General features: G+C 71.1%; 16 protein-coding genes. 5 read left to right on the top strand and 11 right to left on the bottom strand.

The genetic code is table 11. The features are described 5' to 3' along the window. The first annotated feature begins 47 nt into the window (after positions 1–47). Positions 48–407, top strand: a complete 360-nt coding sequence (locus tag ACTMVF_RS06380; RefSeq protein WP_441269947.1) for a MerR family transcriptional regulator — start codon at positions 48–50, stop codon at positions 405–407. Positions 408–429: 22 nt separating this feature from the next. Here ACTMVF_RS06380 and ACTMVF_RS06375 read toward each other — a convergent pair whose 3' ends face one another. Continuing rightward, positions 430–816: a VOC family protein gene (locus ACTMVF_RS06375; protein WP_441269946.1), complete on the bottom strand. Its 387-nt coding sequence runs from the start codon at positions 814–816 to the stop codon at positions 430–432. A 27-nt stretch (positions 817–843) separates the two neighbouring features. Then, the gene (locus ACTMVF_RS06370) at positions 844–1,203 is read right to left on the bottom strand and encodes a VOC family protein (RefSeq protein ID WP_441269945.1); all 360 of its coding nucleotides are present in this window, start codon (positions 1,201–1,203) and stop codon (positions 844–846) included. Positions 1,204–1,319: 116 nt separating this feature from the next. Here ACTMVF_RS06370 and ACTMVF_RS06365 point away from each other — a divergent pair, with 116 nt between their 5' ends. Further along, positions 1,320–1,820: a CGNR zinc finger domain-containing protein gene (locus ACTMVF_RS06365; protein ID WP_302000181.1), complete on the top strand. Its 501-nt coding sequence runs from the start codon at positions 1,320–1,322 to the stop codon at positions 1,818–1,820. 33 nt (positions 1,821–1,853) lie between these two features. Here the strand turns inward: ACTMVF_RS06365 and ACTMVF_RS06360 are convergent, their stop codons facing one another. The 6 genes from ACTMVF_RS06360 to ACTMVF_RS06335 all read right to left on the bottom strand — a co-directional run bounded on the left by ACTMVF_RS06360 (position 1,854) and on the right by ACTMVF_RS06335 (position 7,980). After that, positions 1,854–2,570 carry a plastocyanin/azurin family copper-binding protein gene (locus ACTMVF_RS06360; protein ID WP_441269944.1) on the bottom strand — a complete coding sequence of 239 codons (717 nt, stop codon included), beginning with the start codon at positions 2,568–2,570 and terminating at the stop codon, positions 1,854–1,856. Continuing rightward, positions 2,567–3,085: a hypothetical protein gene (locus ACTMVF_RS06355; RefSeq protein ID WP_441269943.1), complete on the bottom strand. Its 519-nt coding sequence runs from the start codon at positions 3,083–3,085 to the stop codon at positions 2,567–2,569. The genes ACTMVF_RS06360 and ACTMVF_RS06355 overlap by 4 nt, the downstream gene beginning before the upstream one ends. A gap of 117 nt (positions 3,086–3,202) precedes the next feature. Beyond that, positions 3,203–4,258, bottom strand: a complete 1,056-nt coding sequence (locus ACTMVF_RS06350) for a cupredoxin domain-containing protein (RefSeq protein ID WP_441269942.1) — start codon at positions 4,256–4,258, stop codon at positions 3,203–3,205. Between the two features lie 27 nt (positions 4,259–4,285). Then, on the bottom strand, positions 4,286–5,638 hold the full coding sequence (locus ACTMVF_RS06345; RefSeq protein ID WP_441269941.1) for a copper resistance CopC/CopD family protein: 1,353 nt from the start codon (positions 5,636–5,638) through the stop codon (positions 4,286–4,288). Beyond that, positions 5,635–6,258 (bottom strand): hypothetical protein, encoded by a 624-nt coding sequence (locus ACTMVF_RS06340; RefSeq protein WP_441269940.1) that lies wholly within the window; start codon positions 6,256–6,258, stop codon positions 5,635–5,637. The genes ACTMVF_RS06345 and ACTMVF_RS06340 overlap by 4 nt, the downstream gene beginning before the upstream one ends. Positions 6,259–6,636: 378 nt before the next feature. After that, positions 6,637–7,980: a UDP-glucose dehydrogenase family protein gene (locus ACTMVF_RS06335; protein ID WP_441269939.1), complete on the bottom strand. Its 1,344-nt coding sequence runs from the start codon at positions 7,978–7,980 to the stop codon at positions 6,637–6,639. Positions 7,981–8,179: 199 nt separating this feature from the next. Here ACTMVF_RS06335 and ACTMVF_RS06330 point away from each other — a divergent pair, with 199 nt between their 5' ends. Beyond that, positions 8,180–9,337, top strand: a complete 1,158-nt coding sequence (locus ACTMVF_RS06330; protein ID WP_441269938.1) for an acyl-CoA dehydrogenase — start codon at positions 8,180–8,182, stop codon at positions 9,335–9,337. Between the two features lie 101 nt (positions 9,338–9,438). On the opposite strand, the gene ACTMVF_RS06325 is transcribed toward ACTMVF_RS06330, so the two are convergent. Continuing rightward, positions 9,439–9,996, bottom strand: coding sequence for an acyl-CoA thioesterase (locus ACTMVF_RS06325; protein ID WP_441269937.1), 558 nt, complete (start codon positions 9,994–9,996; stop codon positions 9,439–9,441). A gap of 119 nt (positions 9,997–10,115) precedes the next feature. On the opposite strand from ACTMVF_RS06325, the gene ACTMVF_RS06320 reads away from it, so the two are divergent. Next, complete coding sequence (locus ACTMVF_RS06320; protein ID WP_441269936.1) at positions 10,116–11,408, top strand: LCP family protein; 1,293 nt, start codon at positions 10,116–10,118, stop codon at positions 11,406–11,408. A gap of 91 nt (positions 11,409–11,499) precedes the next feature. Here the strand turns inward: ACTMVF_RS06320 and ACTMVF_RS06315 are convergent, their stop codons facing one another. Then, positions 11,500–11,862, bottom strand: a complete 363-nt coding sequence (locus ACTMVF_RS06315; RefSeq protein WP_441269935.1) for a four-helix bundle copper-binding protein — start codon at positions 11,860–11,862, stop codon at positions 11,500–11,502. Between the two features lie 204 nt (positions 11,863–12,066). Then, the gene (locus ACTMVF_RS06310; protein WP_441269934.1) at positions 12,067–13,521 is read right to left on the bottom strand and encodes an LCP family protein; all 1,455 of its coding nucleotides are present in this window, start codon (positions 13,519–13,521) and stop codon (positions 12,067–12,069) included. Between the two features lie 143 nt (positions 13,522–13,664). Here ACTMVF_RS06310 and ACTMVF_RS06305 point away from each other — a divergent pair, with 143 nt between their 5' ends. Further along, the gene (locus ACTMVF_RS06305; protein ID WP_441269933.1) at positions 13,665–14,693 is read left to right on the top strand and encodes a glycosyltransferase family 2 protein; all 1,029 of its coding nucleotides are present in this window, start codon (positions 13,665–13,667) and stop codon (positions 14,691–14,693) included. Positions 14,694–14,703 lie beyond the last annotated feature (10 nt).

The following is a 14,703-nucleotide window of genomic DNA, read 5'->3' as shown; positions in this document are numbered from 1 at the left end:
TCAGTGTCAGATTCAAGCCCGGGCAGTCGACGGAGGCGGAGGCGGAGATGCGGATCGGGGAACTCGCCCGGCGCACCGGCGTGAGTGAGCGGTCGCTGCGCTACTACGAGACCCAGGGCCTGCTGCGCGCCGAGCGCACCCCGGGCGGGCACCGCGACTACCCCGAGGCGGCCGTGGACCGGGTCGTCCGGATCCAGGAGCTGTTCGCCGCCGGGCTGCACAGCAGCCGGATCGTGCAGTTGCTGCCCTGCATGCGGGACAGCGACGGCGGTCCCTCCGCCGTCGCCACGCCCCGGCTGGTCGAGGACCTCACCGCCGAACGCGACCGCATCGACCGCCTGATCGCCGACCTCGTCCGCTCCAGGGAGACCCTGGACGAGGTGATCGAGGCGGCGCGGGAAGGCTGACCGCCCGCCTCCGGAGGCCGGATCACGGGTGCTCGATCCGGCAGAGGCAGAACGGATGGCCCGCCGGGTCGGCGTAGACCCGCCAGTCCTGCTTGTCCTCGGCGTGCAGCAGCCGCGCGCCCAGCTTCAGCACCTTCTCCTCAGCCGCGTCGACCTCCTCCCAGGTGGACCCGGCGTCGAAGTCGAGGTGGAACTGCTGCGAGTTGCGGTCGGCCCGCGGCCACTCCGGCGGGGTGTACCCGGGCGCCGGCTGGAAGGCGAGCCGTGGCCCGCCCGGGATCTGGAGTACGACCCATTCGGGGTCGTCGTCCTCGGGGGTGCCGCCGCCGACGCCGGCGTAGAAGCGGGCGAGGGCGCGCGGGTCGGGGCAGTCGATGACGACGTTGCGCAGGCGGGCCACGGCGGCCATGGGTTCCTCCCGGCGGTCAGGGCGCGATCAGCAGGCGCACAGGCAGAACGGGTGCCCGGCCGGATCCGCGTAAACCCGGAAACTCCGGCCGCGGTCCTCAGTGTCCAGAGGCTTCGCCCCCAGTGCCAGTACGCCTTCCTCGGCCGCGTCCAGGTCCGCGACGGTCAGGTCCAGATGGAACTGCTGCGAGTGATCGGGCGCCGGCCACTGCGGCGGTACGAACCCGGGGACGGCCTGGAACGCCAGCGACTGCCCGCCGGGCACCTTCAGGTCCACCCAGTCTCCTTCGCCCTCGACGTCTCCGCCGAGCACGCGCGCGTAGAAGTCAGCGAGGGCGCGGGGGTCGGGACAGTCCAGGACGACGACGCCCAGTTCGGCGATGGCCATGACTTCCTCCTCGAAGTCTTGGTTACCCCTACAGCTCAGTAGGGGGTAACTCCGTTACTGCATACTCCATCATTGGCGGTAACGTCGCAAGGGGAAACGGGAGGTAGCGTGCAGCCATGAGTGAGAGATCGCCCGCGCCCGGGGGCCTGGAGCTGGTCGAGTCCCTGGTCAACACGCTGGACATCGAGTCGGGTGCCGACTCGCTGGACACGGCGGAGGGCCGGGCACGCTTCGGGCTGGCCGAGGAGGACATACCTGGAGCGCGGGAGCTGCGGGAGTCCCTGCGGGTGGCTCTGCTCGCGCACGCGGGGCATCCGCCGCATCGTGCCGTGACGCCGCTGGGTGAGCTGCTGGCGGCGGGCCCGCTGGTGGTCGCGGTGGACGCGGGTGACGGTTCGGCGACGCTCGCCCCGGCCGAGGAGGGGCCGTTGGCCTCGCGGGTGGCGGCGGCGATCGCCCGGGCCCTGGTCGAGGGCACGTGGAACCGGCTGAAGGCCTGCGAGGCCGTCGACTGTCACTGGGCGTACTACGACCGCAGCCCGGGGGGCCGCGGTCGGTGGTGCTCCATGCAGGTGTGCGGGGCGCGGGCGAAGATGCGGCGGTATCGGGCCAAGTGACGCCATGACGCCCCCGGGATGCCGGGTTGTGTGTCAGGTCTCTTCTTCCCTGGCCCGGGATGCCCTTGAGCCCACCAGGAGCAGGCACAGGACCGCTACGCCTGCGACCATCCCGGTCAGGACCAGCAACGGGTCCAGCGGGCGGGAGGTCGAGGCCGCGACCTGGGTCTGTGGCATCGCGGTCGGCGTGGGAGTCGGTGACGGAGATGCATGTTGGGCGGCCGCCGGAGCCGACGTGGACGGTGTGGACGGTGGGCGTGTTGCCGCTGTACGACTCGGTGGGGTCGCGTGATGACCGGACGGCTGTTGTCCCGTCGATGACCCCGTATCCGAGTGGTCGTGCGTCGGCGCAGGCGCCGGTGCCGAGGTCGCCGGTGCCGCCGGCTGGACCACGATCCGGGCGGTCATGTTCGGGTGGACGGTGCAGTAGTAGGCGTACGTCCCCGGCGTGGTGAAGGTGAAGCTCCAGCTTCCGCCCTTGTTCAGCATGGGGGAGTGGAAGGCGGCCGGAGCCGACGTGGTCTTCGCGTCGTGCGGGGCGGTGTCCTGGTTGGTCCAGGTGACCGTGGAACCGGCGGTGACGGTCAGGGTCGCGGGGCTGAACGCGTACCCGCTCATGGCGACCCGGTACGTCGCCGCCGAGGCCCGGCCGGCCGGCACCACGAGCAACAGCCCGACCAGGACGGACAGGACCGACGGTACGGCCAGGGCGAGGACGGTCCCCTGGACCGCTCGCCGTGCCGCCCTCACACGAACTCCCCGGCGACCAGCAGCCGCAGCCGGGTCGTGGGCCGCAGCCGGCCGAACCGGAAGCCGGTGGCGCGGCGCAGCAGCCGGTACGGCAGCCGGGCGGTGCCCACCACGAGCAGCCGGTCGTCGGACCGCTCGACGACCCGCAGCCGTAGCAGCGCGGGGAAGCCGGTGCCGGCGGTGCGGTCGATGCCGAGGTCGCCGGTCAGCTGGACGGTGGTACCGGTGCCCTGGTGGGCGGTGGCGTGGACGTGGTCGAGGCTGAGGGCACCCTTGAGGTGGGCGTCGTCGAACTCGAAGCGGAAGGTGGGGTGTTCGTCGGTCTCGGGGACGATGAGCGAGGCCACCGTGAGGGTGAGGCGGCGGCGTCGGAGCGGCAACGGGCCGCACAGCGCGGTGAGTTCGACGAGCGAGCGGCCGGGGGCCACGGTGTAGCGGCCGGGCAGGGGCAGCCAGGGGGGCGAGCCGGGGGCCCCGGGCGGGGTCGGGTTGCTGGGCAGGGTGACGGTTGTCATCCCGGTCTCCTTGGAAAGCGGTTCCGGACGGGCGGCGGTGACGGGGACAATGGGGGAGCGCCGGTCCGGCCGACTGAGCCTCGGCCGGACCGGCGTCCGTCTTCCGCGCGGGCGGTGTCAGCAGCTGTTGGTGAGGAAGTCCTCGGTGGGGGCGAGCAGCTGCCCGGCCCAGACCGTGTGCATCTTCACGTAGCTGTCGGCGTTCAGCAGATCGGCGACCTGCTGCCCGGGCGACTCCTCCAGGTGCGCCTTGTTGATGTGGTTCAGCAGCACGCTGAGCGTGTCGTCGGCGATCGTGCCGCCGCCCTCGGTGGCGGGCGTCAGGATGCTCTCGATCCACACCGTGTGCGTCTTGATGTACGCGTCCAGCGCCAGCGCGTCCTGCACCTGCTGGCCCGGGGACCGCTCCAGATGCGCGGAGTTGAGGTGCTGGAGGATCGGCAGCAGTACGTCCTGGACGCTGGTGCACTGCTCGTCGTCGCCACCGGAGCCACCGCCGGACGTACCGCCCGAAGTGCCGCCGGAGGTGCCGCCCGTGCCGCCACCGGACGAACCGCCCGAGGTGCCGCCGGACGTACCGCCCGTGCTGCCACCGGAGCCGGATCCACCGGAGGAGCCGCCGCTGGACCCGCCCGAGGAGCCACCGGACGAGCCGCCGCCAGAACCACCGGACGAGCCGCTGTCGTCGGCGAGGACCTTCACGGACGCCACCATGTCCGGGTGCACCGCGCAGTAGTACTCGTACGTCCCGGCAGTGGTGAAGGTGTACGACCACGAGTCGCCCTGCTCCAGCGTGCCCGAGTCGAACTTCTTCGGGCCCTTGGTCGTGGTGACCGTGTGCGGCACGCTGTCGTGGTTGGTCCAGCGGACCGTGTCGCCGACTTCGACGACGAGCTGCTTCCCGTCGCCGAACTCGTTGTTCATGATGTCGACCTGGTGGTCCGGCGCCGCGTCGGCGGCCGGCTGGGCCTGGGCCGCGGCGGCAGCGGGCGCCTGAGCCGCGCCCGCGTCCGCCGTGGAGGCCCCGGACGCCGAGGTGCCCGAGGCGGCCTGCAGCAGCCCCAGGCTGAGCACCGCGGTCAGCGCCGCGCCGAGTCCGGCGACCAGCAGACCCCGGTTGCCCGCGGGCGCCCGGCGGCGCGGTGCCGCGTCGCTCTCATTACGTCGTTTCAACGCAACTCCTTTGATTTTCCTGGGCGTTCACTGGCCAGGGTTGGTCGTGACCAGCAGACTCGTCACGGCGAGCACGACGAGGACGAGCCCCGTCTCGGCCGCGACCGAGTAACCGAAGGGCCGCACGGTGGCGGCGTCGCCGCGCAGCAGCACGGCGAGATCGAGACGGGTGCGCACCCACTGACGGCTGGCGAGGGCGATCGGCAGGACGGCCCCCAGCACGGCGGTCTTGGCCAGCAGCAGGTGCCCGTACGAGGTGTGCAGGAGGGCGTCGTACGACCCCACGACCTGCCACGCCAGCACCAGCCCGGCGGCGACGATGCCCGCCACGCTCACCGCCGCCAGCCGTGAGTAGCCCGGCACCACAGCGGCCAGCTCACCGGGTCGCCGTCGGGGCAGCACCGCCAGCGCGAGCATGGCCAGCCCGCCGATCCACAGTGATACGCCGAGCAGATGCACGAGGTCGGCGATCGCGCCCCAAGTGGGCGCGTCTCCCTCGGAGTTGTGGCCTGCCATGCCGGTCGCCCGCAGCAGCCCCAGACAGACGGCGAGCGCGCCGACCCGCCAGCCGGGGGAGCGGGAGGTGCGCGGCCCGCCCTGCAGCAGCGCGCTCAGCACCACGGCCGCGAGCACCCACAGCAGGACCCGGGCGGCGAGCACGACGCCGGGGTCGGTGGCCAGGACGTCGGCGTACGTCTCGGCGCGCAGGGCCTCCCGCAGGCCACCGAGCGATGAGGGTCCCCCCGCGCGAGGGGATTCGAGCGTGAGGGAGTACGCGCCCTGGAGCCCGATCGCCGCGACCGACGCCAGCAGCCCGCACGTCCAGGCCAGCCCCAGCAGCGCCCGGGCCCGCGGCTCGTGCGCGCCGCGCGGCCACAGCAGCGTGACGAAGGCGAGGCCGCCGACGAACAGCGCCAGCGACAGATAGCCGGCCCAGCGAGCGGCGACGAGGCCCTTGCGCACCAGGGGGGACGGTGCGGGCGCGGCCTCGTCGCCGCGGTCCTGTGCGGCGGGTGCCGCGATGCCGAAGTCGAGCCGGCCGGAGGAAGCGTGTCCGTCCTCCTCGTCGACGACCGACCAGACGACGGCGAAGGAGCCGTCGGCCGGGTGCCCGAGGGCGGCCCGTACGACATCGCCCTTGTGCCCCGGCACGAGGGACACCGGGAGCCGGTCGCCGTCCATGGTCATGACGCGGACCTCGGCGACGTCGACGGGCTCGTCGAAGGTGAGGGTCAGGTGGTCGGGCGCCCGCTTCAACTCGGCGCCGTCGGCGGGGCTGGAGGTGACCAGCTCGGTGTGGGCGGCGGCCTGGGCGGTGCCTGCCAGGACGTAGAGGAGCGGCGTCAGGACGAGGAGGGTGAGGGCGCGGCGCAGGGTCACGGCGTCGCCTCCGGGGCGGGGCTGGTGCCGCCGAGGAGGGCGGGCAGCGGGGCGAGCCCGATGCAGGGGGAGGGCTGTGGGGTCGGGGATGCCTCGGCCGTGGGGTTGAGGAGGCCGAAGACCGGCTCGGTGAGGCCGGTGAGGAGCGGTCGTACGAGACGGACTTCGCCGTCCTCGCAGGTGCCGTCACCGTCGGGCGGTGGAGGAGTGGCTGCCGGGTCGGAGGGGGAGGGCGTGGGCTCCGAACCGGGCGGGGTGGGGGAGGCGCCGTGTCCGGGGTGGCTGGTGTCGCCCGTGTGGCCCGTGTGGCCCGCGTGGTCCTCGCCCGTGCCGCCGGGGTAGAAGACGCCGGTGCCGCCAGTGACCGGCAGCCCTCCGGTGCCCGCCTGATCGCCCGGGATGCCTCCCGCGGCGCCCCCAGGAGCTGTCGGCGGCGCGGACTCGGCCGGAGTGGCCGGTGTCGTGGCCGCGGGCGGTGCGGCGCTCGGAGTGGAGGAGGCGGCCGGGGCGCCGATGCCCGACGCGTATCCGAGTACGACCACCACGGCGCCGACGAGCGCTCCCGCGACCAGTTCGTCACGGTGGTCGTGCGGCCACAGGGCCCGGCGGAACAGGGGCATGGTCACTCCTGGCATGGTCTGTTCAAAACCAGCGGACGTCGACCAGTGGAGTGGCGCGCGAATTCCGTGCGGCTACGCGTCAGTTAAACGCCTGTTGCGGCGCCTCTCTTTCGAGGGGACCCCTGCTGTGAGACCGGGTGAGACCGTTGCTATTCCGCGCAATGCGGCTGTGAAGAATTAGCGTGCGAGCATTTCTATTCCCACACGCTACTCGAATAGAATTCACAGCCGCGTGGGGATTTCAAGGAGAACGGCATATGCCCGTTGTGCAGGTCTGCCATGGGCGGCCCCGGGCGCCCATGGGCCCGTCCCCCATGAGGAAGGCCGCCCGAGCACGATTCCCTTGCCCGGACGGCCCGCACGAACGGACGCCTTTTCTCAGGCCGTCGGCCGCCCCATCGCCCGATAAGTCCAGCCGGCCTTCCGCCACAACTCCGGGTCCAGGGCATTGCGCCCGTCCAGAATGACCCGAGCCGTCGCGACATCGCCCAGCGCCGCCGGGTCCAGCTCGCGGAATTCCCGCCATTCCGTCAGATGCAGTACGACGTCGGCGCCCCGTACGGCGTCGATCGCGCTGTCGGCGTAGCCGAGGGTCGGGAAGAGGCGGCGGGCGTTGTCCATGCCCTTCGGGTCGTACACCGTGACCTGGCCGCCCTGGAGGTGGATCTGCCCGGCGACGTTCAGCGCGGGCGAGTCCCGGACGTCGTCGGAGTCGGGCTTGAAGGTGGCGCCGAGCACGGCGACCCGCTTGCCCAGGAAGGGCCCGCCGCCCAGCGCCTGCCGGGCGAGCTCGACCATCTGGCCGCGCTGGCGCATGTTGATCGAGTCGATCTCGCGCAGGAAGGTCAGCGCCTGGTCGGCGCCCAGTTCACCGGCCCGGGCCATGAAGGCGCGGATGTCCTTGGGCAGGCAGCCGCCGCCGAAGCCGATCCCGGCTCGCAGGAACTTCCTTCCGATCCGGTCGTCGTACCCGATGGCCTCGGCGAGCTTGGCGACATCGCCGCCGGCGGCCTCGCACACCTCCGCCATCGCGTTGATGAAGGAGATCTTGGTGGCGAGGAAGGAGTTGGCGGACGTCTTCACCAGCTCGGCGGTGGGGAAGTCGGTGACGACGAAGGGGGAGCCGGCGGCGATCGGCGTCGTGTACACCTCGCGCAGCAGCTTCTCGGCCCGCTCGCTGCGCACGCCGACCACGATCCGGTCCGGGTGCAGCGTGTCGTCGACGGCGAAGCCCTCCCGCAGGAACTCCGGGTTCCAGGCCAGCTCGGCGTCCTCGCCCGCCGGCGCGTGCTCGGCGAGGTAGGCGGCGAGGCGGTCGGCGGAGCCGACGGGGACGGTGGACTTGCCGACGACGAGGGCGGGGCCGGTGAGGTGCGGGGCGAGCGACTCGAAGGCCCGCTCGACGTACGACATGTCACAGGCGTACTCGCCGTGCCGCTGAGGCGTGTTCACGCACACGAAGTGCACATCGCCGAACGCCCCGACCTCGGCCCAGTCCATCGTGAACCGCAGCCGACCGGTCGACCCCTCGATGCCGGCCACGTGCTTGCGCAGCAGCTCCTCCAGCCCCGGCTCGTACATCGGGACCTCGCCGCGCCGCAGCATCTCGATCTTCTCCGGCACGACATCGAGCCCCAGCACCTCGAAGCCGAGCTCGGCCATGGCCGCGGCGTGCGTCGCGCCGAGATAACCGGTGCCGATCACGGTGATCTTGAGGGCCATGGGGTACTCCAGAGGTCTACGGAAGTCCGGCGGTGATGCGGCCCCGAGCATAGTCGGGGCGTTCGACGGGCAACTTTCCCGCTGTCGCCAAGCTCACGTATCACTCCCGTGAGCGGCCCCCTAAAATTTGAGTTACTTAACGGTAATTAGCGCCAGCACCGCACTTAGACCCCACAGCGTCCTTGGAGCGTGAGAGACCTTGGCCGGATCGGCTGACTTCGACCTGTACCGCCCGTCCGAGGAGCACGACATGCTCCGCGACGCGATCCGCTCGCTGGCCGAGGCGAAGATCGCGCCGCACGCTGCCGCGGTGGACGAGGAGGCCCGCTTCCCGCAGGAGGCGCTGGACGCGCTGGTCGCCAATGACCTGCACGCGGTGCACGTGCCCGAGGAGTACGGCGGCGCGGGCGCGGACGCCCTCGCCACGGTGATCGTGATCGAGGAGGTGTCCCGCGTCTGCGCGTCCTCCTCCCTCATCCCCGCGGTGAACAAGCTGGGCTCGCTCCCGGTGATCCTCTCCGGCTCCGAGGACCTCAAGAAGCGGTACATGACCCCGCTCGCCAAGGGCGACGGCATGTTCTCGTACTGCCTCTCCGAGCCGGACGCGGGTTCCGACGCCGCCGGCATGAAGACGAAGGCGGTCCGCGACGGCGACCACTACGTCCTGAACGGCGTGAAGCGCTGGATCACCAACGCCGGCGTCTCCGAGTACTACACGGTGATGGCGGTCACCGACCCCACCAAGCGCTCGAAGGGCATATCGGCCTTCGTCGTCGAGAAGTCCGACGAAGGCGTCTCCTTCGGCGCCCCCGAGAAGAAGCTCGGCATCAAGGGCTCCCCGACCCGCGAGGTCTACCTGGACAACGTTCGCATCCCCGCGGACCGCATGATCGGCGAGGAGGGCACCGGCTTCGCCACGGCGATGAAGACGCTGGACCACACCCGCATCACGATCGCCGCGCAGGCGCTGGGCATCGCGCAGGGCGCCCTCGACTACGCCAAGGGCTACGTCCAGGAGCGCAAGCAGTTCGGCAAGCCGATCGCCGACTTCCAGGGCATCCAGTTCATGCTCGCCGACATGGCCATGAAGATCTCGGCCGCCCGCGCCCTGACCTACCAGGCCGCCGCCGCCTCCGAGCGCGGCGACGCCGACCTCACCTACCTGGGCGCCGCCGCCAAGTGCTTCGCGTCCGATGTGGCGATGGAGGTCACCACGGACGCCGTCCAACTGCTCGGCGGCTACGGCTACACCCGTGACTACCCGGTGGAGCGCATGATGCGCGACGCCAAGATCACGCAGATCTACGAGGGCACGAACCAGGTCCAGCGCATCGTGATGGCGCGGAACCTGCCGTAGCCCTCCGACAGGGTCCTCGCACGACGAAGCCCCCGGCGTGATGCCGGGGGCTTCGTCGGTGTCGGGGCGGTGTCGGTGTGTCCACCGGGCCGGCGGCGCGCTCAGTCGTCGAAACCCTCCGCCGCCCGCTTCTGGCGCAGTTCCATGATGGCGCGGCGGCGGGCCAGGCGGTGGGTGCGGCGGATCTGCGCCTCCTGGTTACGGCGCTTGTCGCGCTCGGTCTCCGGTATCACCGGGGGGACGCGGCGCGGCTTGCCGTCGGCGTCCACCGCCGCGAACACCAGGTAGGCCGAGCCGACCTGGGTGGGCGGCGCCGACTCGTTCCAGCGCTCGGCCAGGACCCGTACGCCGACCTCCATCGAGGTCCGGCCGGTCCAGTTGACCTGGGCCTTCACATGGACGAGGTCGCCGACGCGGACCGGCTCCAGGAAGGCCATCTCGTCCATGGAGGCGGTGACGGCGGGGCCGCCGCTGTGCCGGCCGGCCACGGCGCCCGCCGCGTCGTCGACAAGTTTCATGATCACGCCGCCGTGCACCGTACCCAGCAGGTTGGTGTCGTTGTGGGTCATGATGTGGCTGAGGGTGGTGCGGGACGCGGAGGTCGGCTTGCCCGGGATCTCCGGAGTGCCCGACTCTGCGGCGGTGACCTGGTCTGTCATGGCCTCCACCTTATGCCGCCCCGAGATTCGCGGACTTTGTGTTGGGTTCGCAACAGCCGTGCCTCTATTTTCCCGCGAACCTTGTAAGTGACCTGGTCGTGCCCTGCACACTGGGGCGCATGAATGACTGGCCCGGTGGATGGTCCGACGACAATCGCGGTGACCGCTACGGACGCGGCAGCTCAAGGGCACAGCCCGAGGGCGCGCGCGTGATGCGGCAGGTCCGCCGCGGTCCGGCGGCGCCGCCCGGCCAGGGGTACGGCGGGGTGCCGCAGCAGCCGTCGTACGTGAACGGCCAGGGCCACGGCGGCTACGGCGACGACACCGTCCGCGACGACGGGTACGACAGCGGCTACAACACCGGCCAGGTCTACGGCGGGTCCGGCGGCCCGGGTGGCCCCGGGGGCCGCGGGATGCGCGAGCCGCGGCCCGCGCCGAACTGGCGGCGCCGTATCAAGGTGACCGCGATCACCGTCGTGACCGTCCTGGTCGTGACGTCCGTCGCCACCTACTTCTGGGCCGACTCCAAGCTCAACCGCGAGGTCGACCTGTCCAAGGTCATCGACCGGCCGGAGGCGGGCGAGGGCACCAACTACCTGATCGTCGGCTCCGACAGCCGTGCGGGCATGTCGGCCGAGGAGAAGAAAAAGCTGCACACCGGGTCCGCCGAGGGCAAGCGCACGGACTCGATGATGATCCTGCACACCGGCAGCAACGGGCCGACGCTGATCTCGCTGCCGCGTGACTCGGACGTCGAGATACCGACTTTCGTGGGCTCCGAGTCCGGCAAGACGTACAAGGGCACCGGCCGGCACGTGAAGCTGAACGCCGCGTACGCCGAGGACGGCCCGGAGCTGCTGGTCCGCACCGTCGAGTACAACACCGGGCTGCACATCGACCACTACGTCGAGATCGGCTTCGCGGGCTTCGCGAACATCGTGGACGCGGTCGGCGGTGTCGAGATCGACATCCCGCAGGACATCAAGGACACCAAGTCCGGCGCGGACTTCAAGAAGGGCAAGCAGACCCTGAACGGCGAGGAGGCACTCGCCTTCGTCCGCACCCGGTACGCGCTGGCCGGCTCCGACCTGGACCGTACGAAGAACCAGCAGAAGTTCCTCTCGGCCCTGGCCAACCAGGTGGCGACGCCGGGCACGATCCTCAACCCGTTCAAGCTGTACCCGACCATGGGTGCGGGGCTGGACTCGCTGATCGTCGACAAGGACATGGGCCTGTTCGACCTGGCGGACATGTTCTGGTCGATGAAGGGCGTCAGCGGCGGCGACGGCAAGTCGATGAACATGCCGATCTCCGGCTCCTCGGGCGGCAACCTCGTCTGGGACAAGGCGAAGGTGAAGACGCTGGTGGAGCAGCTGAAGAACGACGAGACGGTGACCGTCTCCGGCAACTGAGCAGCGCGCGGCCCGAGCGGCGTCCGCGCACAGCAGTCGAGGGCACCCCAGGGGGTGCCCTCGAGTGTTTCCGGGGGGCGCCGGACTGTCGTCACATGGTGGCGCCCGACATCGCGCGGCAGGACTCGGCGCAGCGGCGACACGCCTCGGCACAGCGCATCATCTGCGGGTCGTCCGGCATGGACATACACGCCTCGGCACACATGTCACAGGCCTTGGCGCACATCGCGCACATCTCGGCCGACATCGGCGAGCGGCGCATCATCATGTCCGCGCACATACGGGTCGTCTCGGCGCAGTCCATGAGCGCCCGCATGATCTGCATCTGCGGCTGGCCGCCCATCTGCATGCAGGAGCTCATCGTCTCCTCGCAGACCACGTGGCAGGACATGCACGCGTCGACGCAGGCCTGCATCTCCTTGCTCATGGCAGTCATGGTTCGTTGCTGGGTCATGGCTCCTCCTGGGGTGCGGGAAGCCCGGGGCGGGCCCCGTGCCCTTCCGTCCTACGCCCGCCCGCCGCACCGCGCCATCGGACGGACGCGAACGATTCACCCCGGGTGCCGCACACGGCAAGGTGCCCGGCGCTACGCCGGAGGCCGCCGCACGGGTCCATTGAGGTTACGGCCCGCCTCGGTGCAGGTGAGGAGCGTGATCCCCTACGAGCACCCCGCCTCGTCGCCCCGTACCACCATCGACTCGCCCTCGGTCGAGTCGTCGGCCCGTACCTTGCGTACCTGCCTGAAATCCGTCCCGACGATCACCTTCAGCGTCGGTCCCAGCCCCTTCACCGCGCGCAGCTCGCTCCCCGGCACCGCGGCGGCCAGGGACTTCGCCGAGCGGTCCCAGCGCGGGTCGTGGGCGACGACCGTCCGCTTCACCGGGCGGTCCGCCGCGCTCACCGGCCGCCCCGTCGTCCGGAACCCGGTAGCCGCCAGCGCCGCATCGACGCGCTTGCCGAGGTCCGCGGACTGAGTGCCGTTCTCCACCTGGACGTGGATCTCCTGCGGGGCGACCTCCACCCGGACCGGCCTGCGCTTCGGTCGGTGCACGGACAGCGGCTCGTCCTCGCGCAGCGCCCTGAACAGACGCTCGGACTTCGCGGCGTCCCACTTCACCGTGGAACCGACGCCCTTCACGGTGTACCCCAGCTGCCGGATGGGCACGGTCGTGAACTCCGACGACGACGGCGAGAAGTTCCGCATCGCCCGCCCGAGGTCGAGCAACTCGCCCGTCCCGAACCCCTTGTCGGCCCGCACCGAACCCAGCACCGCCCGCGTCACGTCCCGGAACCGCATCGGGTTCAGCAGGATCCCGGACGACGTCGCCCGCTCGATCAGCGCCGCCATGAAACGCTGCTGGCGCTGCACCCGGCCCAGGTCGGAGTCGCTGTCGACATGCCGCGAACGCACGTACTGCAACGCCTCGCCGCCCATCAGCCGGTGCGTGCCGGCCGGCAGGTCGAGTCCGGTGTACGAGTCCTTCATCGGCTCGGCGGTGCAGATCTGCACGCCGCCGACCACGTCCACCGTCCTCATGAAGCTGGTGAAGTCGACCTCCAGATAATGGTCGATCTTGATGCGGGTCATGTGCTCGACCGTGGCGACGGTGAGGTTCGGGCCGCCCTCCGCGTACGCCGCGTTGATCTTGATGGGGTGTGCCTTGCGCCCCGGACCGGCGGGCACCTCGGCGTACGAGTCGCGCGGCAGGCTCACCACACTCGCCCGCTCCCGGTCCTCCGAGATGTGCACGATCATGATCGTGTCGGTGCAGTGGCAGGGTGCCCCGCCCAGCCGGTACTTGCGCCGCTCCTCCTCGCTGATGCGGTCACGGCCGTCCGTGCCGACCAGGAGGACGTTCATCCCGTGCCCGGCCTGCGGCCGGTTCTTCATGTCCTTGAACGGGTCCACGCGCGCGATCTTCGCGTCCAGGCTGGTGACCACCGCGTGCCCGATCCCGGCGGAGGCGAGGACCACCACAGACAGTGTGGTCACCGCCCGCATGGCCCAGCGCGGCCTTCTCCGCCGCACGGGCGCGACCGGCCGCGCCCCGCCGCGGGTCGGCTGCGGGCGGCGCTGCGGAGGGGCGGGGGAGCGGCGGGGCGGCGTGGGCATGGGGGGCTACCTTCCGCTGGGGCTTGCCCTGGGGGCCGTACGTGGGATCCGTGAGCACCGTAGGCCCATACGATCTGCTGACCGGGGCAGCGACCCCGGCGGGGCGCACCGGTGTCCCCCGTTCGCGGTAACGTGAGCCCCCTATGAACGCCAATCCCGACGTGCAGCTCCCCGCCGTGTCCGTCATCATGCCCGTCCTGAACGAGGAGCGGCATCTGCGCGGAGCAGTCCAAGCGATCCTCGCGCAGGAGTACGCCGGCGAGATGGAGGTCGTGATCGCCCTCGGTCCGTCCACGGACCGCACGGACGAGATCGCGGCTCAGCTCGTCGCCGAGGACTCCCGCGTCCACACGGTTCCGAATCCGACCGGACGTACGCCCGCCGCGCTCAACGCCGCGATCAAGGCCTCCCGCCACCCGATCGTCGTCCGCGTCGACGGGCACGGGATCCTCTCGCCGAACTACATCGCCACCGCCGTACGGCTCCTGGAGGAGACCGGCGCGCAGAACGTCGGCGGCATCATGCACGCCGAGGGCGAGAACGACTGGGAGCACGCTGTCGCCGCCGCGATGACCTCGAAGATCGGGGTCGGCAACGCCGCCTTCCACACCGGCGGCGAGGCGCAGGCGGCCGAGACCGTCTACCTCGGCGTCTTCCGGCGCGAGGCCCTGGAGCAACAGGGCGGCTACAACGAGGAGTTCATCCGCGCCCAGGACTGGGAGCTCAACTTCCGGATCAGGGAAGCGGGCGGGCTGATCTGGTTCTCGCCCGAGCTGAAGGTGTCGTACCGGCCGCGTCCTTCGGTGCGCGCCCTCGCCAAGCAGTACAAGGACTACGGCCGCTGGCGCCATGTCGTCGCCCGCTACCACTCCGGCTCCATCAACCTGCGCTACCTCGCCCCGCCGACGGCGGTGTGCGCGATCGCGGCGGGCCTCGTGCTGGGCGCCCTGGTGACCCCGTGGGCCCTGGTGGTCCCCGGCGGCTATCTCGCGGCCATCACCGCGGGCTCCGTCCCGGCCGGCAGGGGCCTCCCGCTGAAGGCACGCCTCCAGATTCCGGTCGCCCTCGCCACCATGCACATGTCCTGGGGCTACGGCTTCCTGACCAGCCCGCGGTCCCTGGCGAAGAAGGTCATCGCCTCCCGCCGCCCGGCGGTGCTCAGCGTCAACTGAGCCCGCCGAT

Origin of the sequence: Streptomyces sp. SD31 (genome assembly GCF_052068475.1) — a bacterium.
Lineage (GTDB): Bacteria > Actinomycetota > Actinomycetes > Streptomycetales > Streptomycetaceae > Streptomyces.
This window is presented reverse-complemented; position numbering and strand designations above follow the sequence as displayed.